The organism is Bacillus sp. TH13, assembly GCF_016651175.1.
Lineage (GTDB): Bacteria > Bacillota > Bacilli > Bacillales > Bacillaceae_G > Bacillus_A > Bacillus_A thuringiensis_S.
This window is the reverse complement of record NZ_JAEKEJ010000025.1, coordinates 3,871,391-3,890,667: the sequence shown is the minus strand read 5'-3', so window position 1 is coordinate 3,890,667 and position 19,277 is coordinate 3,871,391. Positions and strand designations below refer to the sequence as shown.

Here is a 19,277-nt window from a genome sequence, read left to right as displayed (position 1 = left end):
ACTTCCTTCCTCTTAAATAAAACGCTGTTCGTTAACAAGATGCTATATGACATATAAAAAAACACCTTGTCACCTTTTCATATACTATGACAAGGTGTTTTTGACTGAAAGGAATTTGTAACTACTTAGTAGTATAATTATGAGGATGATTAAATAATAAACTTTTATACATAAGGAGATAAGACTATGGCAAAAAACAAATTACTACGAATGGACAATGTCAGCATCGTTGTAGAATCCCTTGATAACGCAATCTCTTTCTTCGAGGAGATTGGCTTGAACCTCGAAGGGCGAGCCACTGTCGAAGGTGAATGGGCTGGTCGCGTAACTGGACTCGGCTCTCAGTGCGTAGAGATTGCTATGATGGTCACTCCAGATGGCCACAGTCGAATTGAACTTTCGCGATTTCTCACCCCACCTACTATATCAGATAACCGAAATGCTCCTGTGAACGCTCTCGGTTATCTACGCGTCATGTTTACCGTTGAAGATATTGACGAAATGGTATCGAGACTCACTAAGCATGGTGCAGAGCTCGTTGGTGAAGTAGTTCAGTACGAGAACTCGTATCGTCTCTGCTACATTCGTGGAGTCGAAGGAATTTTAATCGGTTTAGCAGAAGAACTCGGGAATAAATAAGTAATGTTTTATAAGAAGTCTTTACTAAAGTAAAAATATTTGAAAGAAATTCTCGCTTCATAAAACTTAGATTTTGCACCCCGTTCTAGCTTTAGAACGGGGTTATGCTTGTTTGAACTTTTTAACACACTATCAATATCCTAAAATCATTATGAAACAATTCAATTACTTCTTATACTCTTTCCTAGGAAATATAACTGATTCTTCTCACCTCTTATCATATATATCTTTTCTTTTAAAAAACGATCTGAACTCATTCAAAATAACTTTCTTCACGTCAGAGTAAAAAACTATCATGAATAGTGCTATTCCTAATAAAATTTCTTGCATTCCTTCATAATCAACGAAAGCACTTAAAATTAGCAAACCAAATCCAATATAAAAACCAAACTCATTCTCTTTCTCAAAATCCTCATCTTCTTCATCAATATGTATTTTTTCTTTAATATTCTGTTTCCCTTTTATTAACTCATCAAGCGTAACATTGTACATTTCGCTTAGTAAAATTAGATTGTCAATATCAGGATAACTTTTATCATTTTCCCATTTGTATACTGCTTGCCTTGTCACACCAATCTTTTTAGCAACATCCTCTTGCGAAAACCCCTTTGATTCTCGTAGTTTTTTTAGCTGTTCTCCTATGCTCATAACGTCCCCTCCTTTAACAAATTATTACATAAAAAGAGATATAAATGAAAGAAACCATTAGTAAAACTCTCTGTAAACCATTCGTTTACACAATTAAAAAAGAGGGAATAGCTCTATATTTAAGCTATTCCCTCACTTCTATTAAAACAGATGAATGTTTTCTTTTTTACAAGCTGCACGTAAATCGTCAGGCCATACAGAAGATTGAACTTCACCGATATGTGCTTTACGTAAGAAGTACATGCACATTCTTGATTGTCCAATGCCACCGCCGATTGTTAATGGTAGTACGTCTTCTAATATACCTTTATGGAAATCATACTCACGTTTGAAGTCTTCACCAGTTTTCGTTAGCTGCTCATCAAGCGATTTACTATCAACACGAATTCCCATTGATGATAATTCAAATGAAGATTGTAGTACTGGGTGCCAGAATAAAATATCACCGTTTAATTTCCAATCGTCATAATCAGCCGCGCGTCCGTCATGCTTTTCACCTGAACGAAGTGCATCACCAATTCCAATAATAAAGACTGCACCGTGTTCTTTTGCAATTGCGTGTTCACGATCTTTCGGTGTTAATTCTGGATATTTATCTTCTAGTTCTTGAGAAGTAATGAAAACAATCTCTTCTGGTAAATACTTTCCAAGGAACGGATATTTTTCAAATAAGTGATCTTCTAAATCTTTGAATATTCCATAAATTGTTTGTACTGTTTTTTGTAAGTAATCGACAGTACGCCATTCTTTTTGAACGATTTTTTCCCAATCCCATTGGTCAACGTAAATGGAATGCGTTGCATCAAGTTCTTCATCACGACGAATCGCGTTCATGTTTGTATATAAACCTTCACCAGCTTCGTATCCGTATTCATGTAATGCAAATCGTTTCCATTTCGCTAGTGAATGAACAATTTCTAATTCTTCTCCTGAATGTAACATATCAAATTCAATTGGGCGTTCTACACCGTTTAGGTGATCGTTTAATCCTGATTTTTTCGTTACGAATAATGGTGCAGATACGCGGAATAATTCCAGGTGTTTTGCTAATTGGTCCTCGAAAAATGTTTTAACTTCCTTAATTGCGATTTGAGTCTCTCTTACTGTCATTAATGATTGATACATGGTGGTTTCCTCCTAAAATGTTTGGATGTTGTGAAAAGAAGCCAACAAAAAAAGCCCTTCTTTCCCAAAAAACTGGGACGAAAGGCTTTGGTTCCGCGGTACCACCCAAATTAGCAACAGAGGTTGCTCACTTATACAATACGGAGATAAAATATCTCGATACTGTTCTTCTTGTAACGGCGAAGTTCCCGGCTAAGTCTACTTTCCTATAAAGGATTTCGGTTAGCAACTCCAGGAGGTTCTTCATAATAGGCTTCGTATCAGGCTCACACCACCCCTGACTCGCTTAAACTACGTCCTACTACTACTCGTCCTTTCATAGTCGTTTTGTTGTCACATCTCTGAAACATTTTATTAATGATTATTCTATACAAAAAATAAAGAAAGTCAACAAAAAGTTTTAAAATGTTTTTCAATTCTTTATTTTACGGCTTTATTGATTGTTGTTAATTTAACATCTTTACTTTTTCTGCCTCGTCAATCCAAAAAATGTTTCACTGACCGAAACTAACGTATACACAACAATTAATGTGATCGTTCGGAATATAGAATCCGCAGTATTTCTTATTATTTTCATTTTCTTTATAATTCCTTTCAGTTTACTTGCAAATTCATGTTATACTATAGCATTCAAGCAGTTTATTTTTACTTAAAGCAATCATAGTCATTTATAAAGAGTATTTTCTAAATCATTGACTATTATCAAATAAGATTTTTATATAACGGAGTGATCATATGAGTAAAACGAAAGCAAAACCGAAAAAAGGTGTAGGACAAGGTACAGGAAGTAAAGGATGGAACCGTTGGCAATCAAGTGCAAAGAAAAAGGCAGCTGCCAAACCATACAAAAGTAAAGGTACAAAGAAGTAATTTAAATAACATTTGATTTCTTTACTTTGTACAAAACAAAATATAATTATTACAACAAAAAAGCTATGCCCTCATAAATTCGAAGGCATAGCTTTTTTATATTAAATCATTAAAATATCTCGAATTTCTTCCTCTGTGATTGAGGACAATTTCTCTTCTCCCGGCTCAATCACTTCAGCGATTAAATTTTTCTTACTTTCTTGCAGTTCATGCATTTTCTCCTCAATTGTTCCCTGGGCTACTAGCTTTATAACTTGCACTGTATTTTTTTGTCCCATTCGATACGCTCTATCCGCCGCTTGTTGTTCAACAGCTGGATTCCACCATAAATCGTATAATATTACTGTATCTGCACCAGTTAAATTAAGTCCGGTACCACCAGCTTTTAAAGAAATGAGAAATAGATCTCCTTCTCCTTCGTTAAACCGATCGCACAGCTCTACACGTTCCTGCGCTGGTGTACTCCCGTCTAAATAAAAGTATGGAATTGCTTGTCGATTTAACTCACGACCAATAATGGAAAGCATCTTCGTAAATTGAGAAAAAATTAATATTCTCTTTCCTGTACTTCTACATTCCTCTAAAATCTCTAACAGTTGTTCAAATTTAGCTGAACTTCCTTTGTAATCATCAACAAATAAAGCGGGATGACAACAAATTTGTCGCAATCTCGTTAAACCAGCTAAAATTCTAATTTTATTTTTACGTAACGTGTCTTTGTCTAAATGCTTTAACGTTTCTTCCCTTAACTTCGCTAAATAAGCAGCATAGAGACTCTTTTGATCGGGTAATAACTCCGATGATTGTAAGTGCTCTATTTTCTCTGGCAACTCATTTAATACGTCCCCTTTTAATCGTCTTAATACGAATGGTTTCACTCGCTTCGCTATATCTTCACGCCTTAAATCACCGAACTCTTTTCTTCCTGGTAATAATTCCGGGAAGACGACATGGAAGATAGACCATAGCTCTTCTAATGAATTTTCTACAGGTGTACCCGTTAGTCCGAAACGGTATTCAGCTTGAATTGTTTTCACAGCTCTTGCCGTTTGCGTTGTAGGGTTTTTAAACGCCTGTGCTTCATCAAGAAATAGTGTATGAAATGGTCTTGCATATAATCTTATATCTCTTCTCAGTAATGGATATGACGTAATTACGACATCAAATTCCGTTATATCTTTCAAAATTTTCCGGCGCTCTGCTTGGTTTCCATCTGCAATAACTGCTCTAATATGCGGGGCGAATTTTTTCAATTCACTAAACCAATTATAAACAAGAGATGATGGTGACACGACTAATATTGGCAGTTTCTTTTCTCGAATCTCAGTCAAAACAGAATCTATAAAAGCAATGCTTTGCAACGTTTTTCCAAGTCCCATATCATCTGCTAAAATACCGCCAAAACGGTAATGAGCAAGTGTTTTCATCCATTCGAACCCATATACTTGATACTTTCTCATTTCTGCATTTAAAGTATTTGGCACAGCAAACTTTAATTTTTTCGGGTTTTGAATGTTTTCTACTAACTCTTGAACTGAATCATCCAAACTTAAAACATTGCCTTCGTGAAGTCCGTTCATCCATTTTACACTCCGAATAAGCGGAACATTTACCTCTTCTCCATGTAAAAATTCTTTCCGAATACCTGACTCTTTTATAAACTGATTAATTTCATTAAACTCTTTACTCTCTAGCGATAAAAACGAACCGTTCGCCAATCGATAATATTTACGTTTCTCTTCAAGTGCCGCTAATACACCTTTAATTTCTGCTTCTGGTATTCCTTTTATATCAAAACGAAATGACAACCAATCAATTCTTTCTTTTCTTCTCACTCTAATAAGAGGAACTGCATCCCCTTTACTAATTCGCAATTTGATTGCTGTCGTCGCATAAATATCAACTAAACCTTTTAATGTTGGCACGACATTATATAAAAAGTTATACTCAGCTTCTTCATTATGCATAAAGTAACCGCCTTCTGTTTTTGCAAAGGCACTTTCACTCATAATGTCTAAAATCTCTTTTTCCTTTTTCTCATCACGATTAAAAACAGACGGCTGTCCATCCTCTTCTAGCGGATTAATCATGACGTTCCCATAGTGAAATTCAAGACCTGCTAATAAGCGATTTTTCACACGGTCTAAATACAATTTCGCTTTTAGCGAAGGTGTTTCAACACGATCTGATATTACTTCATCAATGTGTACAGTTCCGAGCTTCATTAATCCTGGTACAACTTTCGCGACGAAATGTTCCATCTTACTTTCTGGAATATAAAACTGATTACTATTTGAGCGACTCATCATCTTTTGTAATTCAATAAGTCGCATACAATCTTCAATGTGTAAGTGATATAATTTCCCATCGTAAAGTGCATTGTTATACATATCCATAACTTGTACACGATTTAGACCATCTATATGAAGTGTAAATCCGCCATTATTCCCCTTCGTAAATTCAAAGTGTAACGGCAACAAACCTTTTGAAACTTGTAATCCCTGAAACAGTTGTTCATTTTGTTTCAGCTGTACATATTCAACTTTAGAAAGTGAAGAGAGCATATCTTTCCATGAAACTGGTGGTATGAATATCATACTTTCATCTTGTTTCGCATGTACTTCTAGCGTATCTTCATACATTTTTTCGTTATGATACATTTTAATGAGCTGCTGAATAATCGCATCCGTTTCTTGTTTAAAACTATGTACAACTGGTGTATATGTAAATTCATTTGAACAATGAAAAGACTCTCTTTTCTCTACCTTAGAAAGAAATTCTCTAATATGATTTATGAAATACACTTTGGCAAGTTTCAATTGCATGCCAAGAAGAGCACCACCACTCCTCGTAGCTACTGGTGTACATATAAACTCAATATCTAACATTTCACGTGTATCAAAACGGTGTTGTTTACTTTTTGGCCTCAGTGGTTTGTCTGCAAACAGCTGCAACATACCACTTGTCAATTGATCATTTCTGTTACTAGTGGAGCTCATTCCACCTGTTTGTTGATTATAGTTTATTTGTATTAATACCGCTGCAACATGTTGACAGTACGTTTGAAAAGACGCTAATGAAGGACAGCTACATTTCGCAACAACATCACCCTTTTTAGCTTTTTCTACTATAACATGGAAATCCTCATTCCCTTTTACTGTCGCCTCGCAAATTTCTTTATTTTCATCATAATGATTTATTATCACTTTATTTGATTTATAATAGGCTTCACCTCTTTTATATGAGGTCTCTCCGCACACTTCTTTAATAATCGATTTATTTAATGTGAAACTCATTGCTTTGACACTTCCTTAATATAAAACCATTTTCTCTTACTTAACATTTTACATGCTCCACGAGAAAATATAAAATGTTGATTTAACAAAAAAAGATGCTTATTTATAAGCATCTTCTTCACTCTATCTCCATCAACCTCTTCGCCTCAAAATACAACACTTGAATAAACTTCTTCGTATTAATTCGCGTATGACCAGAAGATGCGAGTTCATCTTTCGTCATTTCTGTCATCCGTTTTCTAACTACAGTGAAATCGAAAAATTTTGGAGCATAGCTTTCAAATTTTGGATTTGAAAAGTCTGTTAATCCTAAAGAAGCCAAATGATTTAACGACTGATAAATAGCTCGACGTACTCTTTGTTCAGACGCTTTTTTCTCTTTATCAATATCTGCATCTAAAGCTACATCCCCTAATTTCTTTATCGTAATATGATGAAAAATTTCTTTTAACGCAGGAAAGCCAAACTCAAATGTCTGTGCCTTTTCTTGACCATATAAATATTCCAGCATACTAAGTAAATCTTTACTTCCATTCTCTCCCGCAATACCGAGTTCTGATAGTAAAAAGCGTCCTAAATCCCCTATCTTTTTTCCTTCTTGCACTGGTTCAGTACGCAATTGCGGTTTTTCCCACTGAAACACGTTATTCAATGATTTTTGAATATCATGTATAGAACGCTCCAATCTAATACGCTCCATCACTTTGCGTACAACAGATACAACTTCGATTTTATTTAATGGTTTTGTAATATAATATTCTACGCCAAGTGTATATGCCTCACCTATAAGTTGCTTCGATTCCACTTGAGAAATCATAATGATTTTCCCCGTGAAAGTTGACGCAATGTGACGAACTGTTTCAATTCCATCCCTCATCGGCATTAACAAATCAATAAATAAAATATCTACTTTTTTAAAATTTAGTTGATCCGCTTCAATAAAAGCTCCGTCATCCGCCTCACCAATTACTTCTCCAAGATCTCCATCTTCAATAATTTGCGACAGCATCGAACGGAAAACTTCATCATCGTCTACGATATAATAAAACAAATCTATTCCCCTTCCCGCTTTAAACTGCACTCCGGTAAACAAACGATAAACTTACACCCTTTTCCGGTTTCATTGTCTTCTAATCTTACTTCTCCGCCTAGCTCTGTTACCATTTCATGTATGTAAGAAAGTCCAATGCCTGTTGACGGTGTTCCTGTTTGATCATACTTGGAAGTAAATCCTGGCTTAAATACTAATTTCTTATACTTTTGCGCAATACCAGGCCCATCGTCAATTACTTCAAATATTACATGTTGCTCTCGTTTATATAAATTAATATGAATGAGACCTCTATCTTCAATTGCTTCCACTGCATTGGCAACTAAGTTATTAAAGATTGATAGCACTGTATACACGTGATATGCAGCGTGTTCACCTTCTATATGTTTAGAAAAACGTATATCTTTCTCCAGCATTCCAGCGTACTTTTCATTTATTCTTACAATCATTTCTGTAAGCTCATGTCCTTCTACATACTCAGCTACATTTTTATCTAATAACAGTTTAGATAATCCCGCAAAAATTCTTTGATTATCCTTTTTTATTTCGTGCACTTCTCCTGCTATTCTTAATGCTGTTTTACTATTAGAATCATCGTTCGCTTGTAAATTTCGATATAGCTGATATGCTTCTTGTGTGATCAATTCTGCATTTTGTAACGTCTTTTTCAAATGAACAGATTCCACATATAAATTAGAAAGATGCATTAACATGTTTTCATTTTCTTTTCGAACTTGCGATTCTTTTAATTTCGTTTCATATAAATTCATCATATTTAAAAAACCAAGTGCAAAGAAACTACGAAAAATAGCAATAATAATAAGTTTATTTACTTCAGAAATCGTTATTGTTGTACCGAGTACTAACATGTGATAAAACGCAAGTTCTGACATACTTGCAACAATTTCAATTGAAATTCCAAGGCATCCAATAATGATTGGTTTCTGATGGAACTTATTTACCCTGCAAAGCGAAAAAAGACTGCCATAAATAAAATAATAGAAGAACACAGGATAGCGCAAATAAAATGATTCTGTCATATGAAACGAACCTTGCATGATCCAGTCAAGACATACTCGGAATAAGACTACAGATATACCAACAAGAATACCTGCAACTCCTGCTGGTACTCTTCTTAAAAATAATAATAAAAAGAAGAATAGCGGTGTACCGAAGCTAACTCGAAACGTATCATTAAAGGGATGAAAGTTCAGCTCCCCAGCAATCGGAACAACGACCATTAATATAATTAAAAGGGACATATCTTTCTTCCATAATTGATTCCAATTCAAAGGTGCCACTTCCTATACTTTTTTCAGTAGTAAAAGCGAAAGCCCGCTTATTGTTATAAACGGGCTTTTTTTCTATATTCTAACCTTTTCTACCGCTTTTATTTGGCGATACTCTGGCTTCCACATTGCTTCTTTCACTGCCATCTTAATATCGTTATCACTTAAGTTCACTCTTGCAACACCTTCTGCAACTGCAACTTTCGCTACTTCAATTGCAACCATTTCTGAGATATTACGTAATTCTTCAACCTCTGGTAAAATAGGTGCTCCTGGCTGACTTGTATCTACCATACTTGCAACTGCTTCAGCTGCTGCTGCGAACATTCCATCCGTCATGACACTTGCACGTACTACAATTGTTCCAAGACCAAGCCCTGGGAAAATAAGTGCATTATTTGATTGTCCAATCACATACGTTACACCGTTATATGTAACTGGTTCAAATGGACTTCCTGTTGCAACTAACGCTCTTCCTTCTGTCCACTCGATTAAATCTGCTGGTTTTGCTTCAGCAAGCGGTGTTGGATTCGACATTGGTAAAATAATTGGTCTTTCTACGTGAGAAGCCATTTCTTTAATAATTCCCTCTTTAAATGCGCCCGCAACAGTAGATGTACCAATTAAAATTGTCGGTTTTACATGTTTCACAACTTCAGCAAGTCCGATCACATCATTTTGCTTCCACTCACTTACTTCCGCTTCTTTTCTTGCGTACGGAATTTGGAAATCAAGAAGATCTTCCATATTATCTGTAACTAACCCGTTACGATCAATACACCAGAAACGCTTATATGATTCTTCTTCAGATACGCCTACACGGACCATCGCATCTCTAACTTGATCTGCGATACCGATTCCAGCCGTACCAGCACCAAATACTACAACGCGGTGTTCACTTAATGGTACACCAGAAGCTTTCACTGCCGATAACACAGCCGCAAGCGAAACTGCACCTGTACCTTGAATATCATCATTAAACGTACAAACGTCATGACGGTATTTATCTAAAATTTTTCGTGCGTTACGAGAGCTAAAGTCTTCCCAATGTAAAAGTGCTTTCGGGAATTGTTTATTTACCGCTTGTACAAACGTATCAATAAATTCATCGTAAACTTCACCTGTTATACGAGGGTGACGATTTCCAATATAAAATGGATTGTTTAATAGTTCCTCACGGTTTGTACCTACATCTAAAATTACTGGTAATACACGACTAGGATCGATTCCAACTGCCGCCGTATAAACAGCTAGCTTTCCGATTGCGATGTTAATACCACCAACGCCCCAGTCACCAATTCCTAATATGCCTTCTCCATCTGTTACAACGACTAAATCAATGTTCTCAGCTGTTGCACCGATATTGGCAAACGCTTCTTCAATACCTGATGGATCGTTAATTGATAAATAAATACCACGTGGTTTACGGTATTCATGGCTATACCTTTGAATTGCTACACCGACAGTTGGTGTATATACAATCGGTAACATTTCACGTAAATGATCTGTTAATATACGATAAAATAATACTTCATTTCGATCATGTAACGCAGTTAAGTATACATTCTTTAATAAATCATCCGGCTGAGAACTAAATTGTTCGTATGCCCGGCGTGCCTGTTCTTCTAACGTTAAAACCGCAGGCGGTAATAACCCTTTTAAACCTAACTCTTCTCTTTCATTTTGTGTGAAAGCTACCCCTTTATTTAAAAGTGGTGTTGATAATACTTCTGCTCCTCTTAATGTTGTTTCTAATGCACCATTAGAAGCTACTGTAAACTTGCTCATAACATCCCTACCTCTATTCATATATAGCATTTCTATATTGTAAACAAAAAAGAGGGGCTTGTCCCCCCTCTTCTTTTAATTTTTCTTTAAAAGAGTTGCTCCTGCAATCCCTGGATGTGTCATTTCGAATGGATCTAGAATTAACTCTAAGTCTTCTTGTGACAATACACCATTTTTTACACAAAGTTCTCGAACGGATTGACCTGTTGCAATTGCTTCTTTCGCAACGCGAGCTGCTGCTTCATAACCGATATGAGGGTTCACGGCTGTAATAATTCCTACACTCTTCTCAACATACTCTTTTAAGCGATCTTCATTCGCTTCAATTCCTTTTAAGCAATTATCTGTAAAGGCACGGAAACCGTTATTCATAATGCTAATTGATTGCAGTAAGTTGAAAACAAGTACTGGTTCCATAACGTTTAATTCTAATTGTCCTGCTTCTGAAGCAAGGCAAATTGTATGGTCATTACCAATTACTTGGAACGCAATTTGGTTAATAACTTCTGGCATAACAGGGTTTACTTTCCCTGGCATAATAGAAGAACCTGGTTGACGAGCTGGTAACATAATTTCAGCTAAACCAACACGTGGACCTGATGCCATTAAGCGAAGGTCATTCGCAATTTTAGACATATTCATCATACATACTTTAAGTGCTGCAGATACTTCAGTATAAGCATCCGTATTTTGTGTCGCATCCACTAAATCTTCTGCACCAACAAGCGGTAATTCACTGATTGCAGCTAAATGTTTTACAACTGCTTCAATATATTCTGGATCTGCATTTAAGCCTGTACCAACTGCAGTTGCCCCCATATTTACTTCATATAAATGTTGACGCGATTGTTGAATTCGTTTCATATCACGTTCAAGTACACGGGAATACGCTTTAAACTCTTGTCCAAGACGAATCGGCACAGCATCTTGTAAATGTGTACGACCCATTTTAATAACATGGTCAAATTGTTCTGCTTTTAATTCAAATACATCATGCATATAACCCATCGTTTGTAATAAGCCTTCTAATGCATTTAACGTTGCGATATGAATCGCCGTTGGGAATGCATCATTTGTTGATTGCGCCATGTTTACATGACTATTTGGACTAATATAGTGATAGTCTCCCTTTTCCATCCCTAATAATTCAAGAGCACGATTGGCAATGACTTCATTTGCATTCATGTTCATTGAAGTACCTGCTCCGCCTTGAATTGGATCCACGATGAAATGATCATGCCATTTTCCATCAAGAATTTCTTGAGCAGCTTCTGCGATCGTGCCACCCTTGTTCAATTCCAATCTTCCTACATCTGTATTAGCAAGCGCTGCTGCTTTTTTTACAATTGCGAACGCTCTAATTAACCCTTCATGGATTTTATATCCTGTAATTGGGAAGTTTTCAACTGCACGCATTGTTTGTACGCCGTAGTATGCATAGTTTGGTACTTCTTTTTCACCTAAAAAATCTTTTTCAATTCGAACACCATTTTTAACTTCAGTTAATGTTGCCATGATTATTCACTCCTTAACGATTTCTTATGCTGCTTTTGTTTCTTTGACTGTTTCTACATATTGTTTTGCTTTCTCATTATCGAATTCGCCTTCCCACTTCGACATAACAATGGCCGCTAATGCATTTCCTAATACATTGACAGATGAGCGAATCATATCTAAAATGCGGTCAATTCCCGCAATTAACGCGATACCTTCTAGTGGTAACCCCATTGAACCTAACGTTGCTAATACAACAACGAACGATGCACCTGGAACTCCCGCCATACCTTTGGATGTTAACATGAGAACGAATAATAACGTTATTTGCTCCGTTAGTGACATGTGCACACCGTACATTTGTGCAACAAATAATGCCGCTAACGCTTGATAAATAGCCGATCCAGTCAAGTTAAATGTATAACCTGTCGGAATTACGAAAGAGGCAACTGCCTTTGGACAACCGAACTCTTCCATTTTTCTCATTATATTAGGTAAAACAGCTTCTGAACTTGCTGTCGTAAACGAAAGAATCAGTTCTTCTTTTAAAATTTTCATTAATGTAAAAATGTTTACGCCAACCATTCGTGCATTAATACCTAATACAATCACAACGAATAGTATAACAGTTACGTATACAGCTAGCACTAGTTTTCCTAGCGGAAGTAATGTCGCTACACCAAATTTTGCAACCGTAACGGCAATTAATGCGAATACACCAAATGGTGCAAATTTCATCACTTGATTTGTAACCCAAAACATCGCTTCGAGTACGCCTTCAAAGAAGTTAAAGACAGGCTTTCCTTTTTCCCCAATTGCCGCAACTCCTAAGCCGAATAATACTGAGAAGAATATAATCGGTAATAGGTCACCTTGTGCAATCGATTCAAATACGTTTTTCGGTACAATGTGAACAATTGTCTCAGCAAAACCTTTCTTCTCGGTTGCATCTGCTGTTTGTTTATAAGAAGAAATATCACTTTGCTGTAAATTACTCATATCAACGCCAGTACCTGGTTGGAATATATTCGCTGCAAGTAATCCCATTAAAATAGCAATCGTCGTAATAATTTCGAAATAAAGAATTGTCTTACCACCCAGTTTCCCAAGCTTTTTCATATCTCCTACACCAGCTACCGCAACAATTAATGCTGAAATAACAATCGGTACTACAATCATCTTAATTAAGTGAATAAATATATCCCCAATTGGTGTGATATAAGAAATCGCCGTTTTATTGCCATAAAAGACTGCCCCTACTACAATCCCTAAAACAAGCGCGACAAAAATTTGTGTTGCCAATCCGAATTTTTTCATTTATGTTCATCCCCTTCATGCGAACGCTTTCAATTTGTATTTATAAAAGCTACTCACACATCTTATAAGCGAACCTACAAAATCATACAAAAACCTACAAGTTCGTCACAAAAAATTCAAATATTTTTCTTCTTTTTTTCATTGACACCATTTTGTTAAAAAACGATAAAATAAACTTGATAAGTAATCAGATTGTTTCGTATAATCAAAAAAGATATATACTTACAACAAATCAAAATGAAAAGGAGTGGATGTTATGAAAAACTATACAAATCAATTCGTCCTATCTTCTTCTTTTCTTTTTCATTTTCTTAAAAAGGAACAAAGGCATTCGCCTTTGTTCCTTTTTTATTGCGATCTATATAGGGGGAAATTGTTATGAGACCATATAAACGTGTCTTAATTAAATTAAGCGGCGGTGCACTTGCCGATCAAACTGGAAATAGCTTTAACTCCAAACGATTAGAACATATCGCAAACGAAATTTTATCCATTGTTGATTTAGGTATCGAAGTATCCATCGTCATCGGTGGCGGTAACATTTTTAGGGGGCATCTAGCTGAAGAGTGGGGAATTGATCGCGTAGAAGCTGATAATATCGGTACACTAGGTACAATCATTAACAGCTTAATGCTTCGCGGTGTTTTAACAAGTAAAACAAATAGAGAAGTACGCGTTATGACGTCCATTCCATTTAATGCAGTAGCTGAACCATACATTCGCTTGCGTGCAGTCCACCATTTAGATAACGGTTATATCGTTATCTTTGGAGGCGGAAACGGGCAACCGTTCGTGACGACAGATTATCCAAGTGTACAAAGAGCCATTGAAATGAATAGTGATGCCATATTGGTCGCAAAACAAGGTGTCGATGGCGTCTTTACAAGTGATCCAAAGCATAATAAATCAGCGAAAATGTACAGCAAACTAAACTATAATGATGTTGTTAGACAGAATATACAAGTTATGGATCAAGCGGCATTACTGCTTGCCCGGGACTATAATTTACCAGCACATGTCTTTAACTTTGATGAGCCTGGGGTCATGAAGAAAATATGTTTAGGCGAACATGTGGGGACGTTGATCAATGATGATGTTACGATGTTGGTGCATGAAAAATAATGATTTCCCACCAAAAAGGGTGCCTTTTGTAGGCACCCTTTCCTAATTCATCGTTACAAATAGAAGTCAACCAATCCCGCCACTTTCTCCTTACAACGCTCCCAAAAAGATAACTTCTCAAAAAACTCTTTCGTCATTTCTTTTGAATCACGAAAATCCTCTGTTAACACCTTATTCACGTCCGTTACGATAGTCCCGCCATGAATATACAAATTCATCTCATCATTTATATAGAAGCTACGGGCAGTAAAGTTTGTTGTACCGATAACAGTTAATTCATTATCAATGAGCATTAATTTCCCATGAAACATCCCTTTTTTATAACCGTATACAGTAATCCCGTTATTAACAGCTTGACGTATATACGGATATGCCGCCTCTTTAATAAGGGGGATATCTGGTTTATATGACCAAAGTATTTTTACTGTAACACCACGTTTTTGCGCTTCAATTAAAGCATTCATTAATTCTTTATTTTTCGCTATAAAATAAGGCGTTGTAATGACGATTGAATGCTTCGCTTGCTTTATTAACTGTATATATGTTTCAGCGACGTAATGCCCATTGTAACTAGTCATAGTATGTAAAGTATTCCCTTTACTAGCTTTATTCGTACTTCTCTTTATCTCTTCTTTCGTATCTCGTTTCCAATCTAAAGCGAATTGCTGTTCTAAATCTTTTGCTCCTTCTCCTTTAAGCCGGACATGATAATCACGCCAATATCCAAATCGCTTATCTTTCCCTAAGTACTCATCTCCTATATTAAATCCGCCTGTATAGCCAATTTCCCCATCAATCATCGTAATACGGCGATGATTCCGGTGTTGAAGTGAATAAAATCCGAATGGCAATGCAGGTTTTCTACTATATGTAAAATGTACACCACTTTCCCGCAATTCATTTATCATCTTTCTTTCAAAAGATAAATCATTAATGCGATCAACTGATAAATAGACGCTTACTCCTTCTTTTGCCTTCTCTTTTAATAAGTTTAAAAAAGTATGGCTACTTTTATCATCCGACAAAATGAAAAAATAAGTGTAGATGGAGCTTTTCGCTTTTTTAATATCTTCAAATAGCTGCTCATATAATGATTTTCCTTCTACATATAATTGAAAATCACTATAATGAGGCGCATACTCTGTCGGCATGTTTTTCCCAGCTTCCATTTTCCTACCTAAGGTAACATCGATATGCATCCAAATTAAAATAAAAATGAAAATAGCAATAATAATAGAAGTAACTCGCAATATTTTTTTAATCATTTTGATTTCCTTCCGTTCAAATTACTTTCTACTCCGTAGTGTTTCATTTAAATATGTTTTCATACGAAATGTATTTCTGATTTTTATTGATGCTAAACGATTAAAGGAGAGAGAAATATGAGAAGAGGAAAAACTCCTATTGTTTTTATCCCAGGTCTTTTCGGCTCAATGAGCAATATTATTATTTCCGGCACTGGTAATTGGAGTTTTGGACTTTCTGCACTTGTTTACGAGCCATTCATCATGATGTTAGAAAGTATGGGGTACGAACGAAATAAAGACTTGTTCATCTGTTTTTATGACTGGCGGCAGCGCATTGCTTTTTCTACACAAAAATATTTATTACAAACGATTGCCTATGCTAAAAAAATTACAGGTTGCGATAAACTAAATCTAATTTGTCATAGTATGGGCGGCCTTCTTGGACGTTCTTACGTTCAAAGTGAAACATATAAAAATGATGTGAATCAACTTATAATACTCTGCACACCAAACGCTGGATCTCCACCAAATTATAGTTATTGGACTGGCGGTAGTCTCCCTATCCATGCCTCTTCTAAAATAAATATCGTTCATTTTTATATGGAACAATATATTCGTTACTTAAGCATCTTACATAAAATGAATAAGGTTGAGGCGATACATCTTTACTTTCCCGGATTACAAGATGTTATTCCTTGTAAAGATTACGGAAATTATTTATTTATAAGGTCTGACTCTTCTATTACATTTCTTCCTTATAGTAATATGCAAACGAAAAACCCTTTCCTCGATACATTAAATGAAAATAGATTTATTATACAAAAAAGAAATATTGAAACTACACTCATTGCCGGAGATGGAGAGGAAACAATTCAATATTTACAAGTCGTCCCTTCACATTCCAAACTGAAATGGACAGACGGCAAAGTTGTCGGTGATTTACTTACAAAACATGGTGACAGTAACGCTGTTTTACATAGCGTTTTTCTTCTAGATGGAAATAAATATGTTGTGCATGCTTCACATAACGAAGTGCTCTACAAAAGCATTCCTATATTACAAAAGATACTCTAAATTACAAACAAAAAAGGTATGGCATTAAGCCACACCCTTTTCACATTAAACAAAATTCCTCGCATCATTATTTCTTCCAAACTTATAAATCGCAATTAAGAAAAATGCCATCGCGAAAGCGCATAAAATTAAAATGTTTAAATACAACTCAGAGAATGGAATTCCTTGTTGTAATTTTGATATCGTATCTAACAACCAGCGCTGCGGAAGAAAATTAGCTACTTTTTGTACTGCACTTGGCATAATGTCATATGGGAAATAACATCCAGCAAGTAAGCATGTTGGTACTATTACTATATTTTGCATTGCATTTGAAGCAGCTGAATTTTTTGAAAAGGACACAATGACTAATGATAAACCAATTGCAATTAAAGCAAATATCATAAGCACACCAATCATTACTATGAAAGGCATATTAATATTTGTGTGAAAAACATTCGTCATAAAGAATACTGCAATGACAATTTGTACTGTTAATATCATCATATTCACTGCGACATTAGATAATATAAATTTCTTTCCATCAATCGGCGTTGATAATAATCTAAAATACGTTCTATTCTCTTTTTCTTTTAAAATAAATCCTGATAAGTTCACTGCTGAAAATAGCATAAACATAATAAGATAACCCATCGTTTGATTTGTCATATCTTTATTTTTTGAAGTATCTTCAAGTGTCTCAGACTTTACTTTAAATGAACTTTTTTGATAACCCGCGTACATACTATTAAACGTACTTTGATCCGCTCCTGCCACTTTACTAATCGCAGCTACATTATCGACATAGTTATATAAATATGATTTTATAAATACTGTTACTTGATCGCCTTTAATCGATGAAATCTCAATATGATCAGGTTTCCCCTCTCGAACACTTGCAGAAAAACCAGAATCTAATGTAATCACACCATCAATTTTTTTGGAAGTGAGTTTATCTTCTACTTCAGACTCTTTAATTTTGCTTACATTAACATGATTTAATCCTTCTAAAAATTTCACAGTATCATTTGCGATTGGCTGACTTTCTTTATTTACAATCCCGATATTTAATGTTCCTTGCCCTACATTTCCGTATATCGAAAAGGAAATGAGCGTCCCTATTATCGGCAAGCTAATTATAATGAGTAAACTTTTTTTATTTTTCAAAAGTACAGATAGCGTTTTTTGTATGAGCCATAAAATATCTTTCATACTATAGCCCCTCCCGTCTACGTAATGCAATAATCGCAATTAATAAAAAGAGTGCTGATACTCCAAGGTTTAAAGAAATGACTGGTAGTGCTGCCCCTACATCATTCGCATAAATAATTTTCATAACAGCTGTATTTGCCCACGTTAATGGTGATAAATTTGTAACGAAATTTTCTTCTACTACGAAATATGCACCACCAAAAATAGAAGCTAATTGCACTACTACCATAATAATTGCTCTAGACGCTTCACCTGTTTTCGTAATATATCCGATTCCTAAACCGAAGCTAATTGCTAGAAAGACTTGTGTTAATAATATAATAAATATGATTCCAAGATGGTCGCCCCAGTTCGCTTGAAAGACAAATTTACTAAATAACATGACGAGTAATATGCACAGGGCATTTGCTACAAGACTACCGAGTACTTTTCCAATGAATATTTCAGCTTTACTTATAGGCGCAGCAATGAGACGATCTCCTGTTTTACGTATTCGTTCTCCTCGAATTAAAGAACTTGCTCCCATCGCAGCATACAGTGCAATCATTGTCGTCATTACAACCGCATAGTAATCCATAGAACCTGGTTTTTTCGCCGCTTGTAAAGATGTTTCTTTTATATAGTCATTATGATTTCCGCTTGAAATAACTGCGCTAACCTTACTAGGATCTACTTTTGCAACTTCTGTCGCTACATTATACTTATCAACAAATGTTGTAAGCATTCCTTCTACAATACTACCCTCTACACTACTTCTGTCGCTACCGTAAAATTTTGCACCGTCTTTATTTAATTCTACATATGCAGCATATTTATTTTGCTTCACTTCTTCTTTCCCATCTATACTGCCGGAAGCTTTTTTAAAATGAATACCTGATTTATCCACTTCTTTCGTAAATGCTGCAAATGATTGAGACAACGTGCTACTTGCTTCATCTTTGTATAGTACTTGTATATCTTTAATCGAATGACTATCACTATTAAATGCGTTACTTAACGCTGTTCCTAACACAAGCATAAGCACAATTGGAAATGCTAACATAAAAACTAAAGTTCTTACGTCTCTGAAATCTCTTTTAATATGCATAACTGCTATATTGAAGATGTTCAATTGATGAACCTCCCT

Annotated in this window: 15 protein-coding genes and 1 other annotated feature; of the genes, 4 read left to right on the top strand and 11 right to left on the bottom strand. The window is 35.5% G+C overall.

Annotated elements, in window-relative coordinates; translation table 11 throughout:
- Positions 1-186: 186 nt before the first annotated feature.
- Positions 187-639 carry a VOC family protein gene (locus JFU02_RS28550; protein WP_001107267.1) on the top strand — a complete coding sequence of 151 codons (453 nt, stop codon included), beginning with the start codon at positions 187-189 and terminating at the stop codon, positions 637-639.
- Positions 640-846: 207 nt separating this feature from the next.
- Here JFU02_RS28550 and JFU02_RS28545 read toward each other — a convergent pair whose 3' ends face one another.
- Together JFU02_RS28545 and asnA are read right to left on the bottom strand one after the other, a co-directional pair.
- Positions 847-1,287, bottom strand: a complete 441-nt coding sequence (locus tag JFU02_RS28545) for a helix-turn-helix domain-containing protein (protein ID WP_000021949.1) — start codon at positions 1,285-1,287, stop codon at positions 847-849.
- Between the two features lie 141 nt (positions 1,288-1,428).
- Positions 1,429-2,412 carry an aspartate--ammonia ligase gene (gene asnA, locus JFU02_RS28540; RefSeq protein WP_086406589.1) on the bottom strand — a complete coding sequence of 328 codons (984 nt, stop codon included), beginning with the start codon at positions 2,410-2,412 and terminating at the stop codon, positions 1,429-1,431.
- Positions 2,413-2,482: 70 nt separating this feature from the next.
- Positions 2,483-2,741: a binding site (T-box leader), on the bottom strand.
- 406 nt (positions 2,742-3,147) lie between these two features.
- Here asnA and JFU02_RS28535 point away from each other — a divergent pair.
- Entirely contained in the window at positions 3,148-3,282 is a 135-nt protein-coding gene (locus JFU02_RS28535; RefSeq protein WP_000047588.1) for a DUF3934 domain-containing protein, read from the top strand.
- A 101-nt stretch (positions 3,283-3,383) separates the two neighbouring features.
- Here JFU02_RS28535 and JFU02_RS28530 read toward each other — a convergent pair whose 3' ends face one another.
- The 6 genes from JFU02_RS28530 to JFU02_RS28505 form a co-directional block, all read right to left on the bottom strand.
- Positions 3,384-6,578: a DEAD/DEAH box helicase gene (locus JFU02_RS28530; protein WP_061666799.1), complete on the bottom strand. Its 3,195-nt coding sequence runs from the start codon at positions 6,576-6,578 to the stop codon at positions 3,384-3,386.
- A 118-nt stretch (positions 6,579-6,696) separates the two neighbouring features.
- Positions 6,697-7,629 carry a response regulator gene (locus JFU02_RS28525; protein WP_000500300.1) on the bottom strand — a complete coding sequence of 311 codons (933 nt, stop codon included), beginning with the start codon at positions 7,627-7,629 and terminating at the stop codon, positions 6,697-6,699.
- Positions 7,630-7,631: 2 nt separating this feature from the next.
- On the bottom strand, positions 7,632-8,930 hold the full coding sequence (locus JFU02_RS28520; protein WP_003306724.1) for a sensor histidine kinase: 1,299 nt from the start codon (positions 8,928-8,930) through the stop codon (positions 7,632-7,634).
- A gap of 63 nt (positions 8,931-8,993) precedes the next feature.
- Positions 8,994-10,706 (bottom strand): oxaloacetate-decarboxylating malate dehydrogenase, encoded by a 1,713-nt coding sequence (gene malS, locus JFU02_RS28515; protein WP_042973244.1) that lies wholly within the window; start codon positions 10,704-10,706, stop codon positions 8,994-8,996.
- 75 nt (positions 10,707-10,781) lie between these two features.
- Entirely contained in the window at positions 10,782-12,221 is a 1,440-nt protein-coding gene (aspA, locus tag JFU02_RS28510) for an aspartate ammonia-lyase (protein ID WP_000224197.1), read from the bottom strand.
- A gap of 24 nt (positions 12,222-12,245) precedes the next feature.
- Entirely contained in the window at positions 12,246-13,517 is a 1,272-nt protein-coding gene (locus JFU02_RS28505; protein WP_000713293.1) for a cation:dicarboxylate symporter family transporter, read from the bottom strand.
- Positions 13,518-13,895: 378 nt separating this feature from the next.
- Between JFU02_RS28505 and pyrH the strand changes: the two genes are divergently transcribed.
- Complete coding sequence (gene pyrH / locus JFU02_RS28500) at positions 13,896-14,639, top strand: UMP kinase (RefSeq protein ID WP_001248059.1); 744 nt, start codon at positions 13,896-13,898, stop codon at positions 14,637-14,639.
- Positions 14,640-14,692: 53 nt separating this feature from the next.
- Here the strand turns inward: pyrH and cls are convergent, their stop codons facing one another.
- Positions 14,693-15,904 (bottom strand): cardiolipin synthase, encoded by a 1,212-nt coding sequence (gene cls, locus JFU02_RS28495; RefSeq protein ID WP_201071944.1) that lies wholly within the window; start codon positions 15,902-15,904, stop codon positions 14,693-14,695.
- A 117-nt stretch (positions 15,905-16,021) separates the two neighbouring features.
- Between cls and JFU02_RS28490 the strand changes: the two genes are divergently transcribed.
- Positions 16,022-16,960, top strand: coding sequence for an esterase/lipase family protein (locus JFU02_RS28490; protein WP_001252492.1), 939 nt, complete (start codon positions 16,022-16,024; stop codon positions 16,958-16,960).
- Between the two features lie 45 nt (positions 16,961-17,005).
- Here the strand turns inward: JFU02_RS28490 and JFU02_RS28485 are convergent, their stop codons facing one another.
- Positions 17,006-18,151 carry an ABC transporter permease gene (locus JFU02_RS28485; protein WP_000651891.1) on the bottom strand — a complete coding sequence of 382 codons (1,146 nt, stop codon included), beginning with the start codon at positions 18,149-18,151 and terminating at the stop codon, positions 17,006-17,008.
- A gap of 1 nt (position 18,152) precedes the next feature.
- Entirely contained in the window at positions 18,153-19,262 is a 1,110-nt protein-coding gene (locus JFU02_RS28480; protein ID WP_001020176.1) for an ABC transporter permease, read from the bottom strand.
- Positions 19,263-19,277 lie beyond the last annotated feature (15 nt).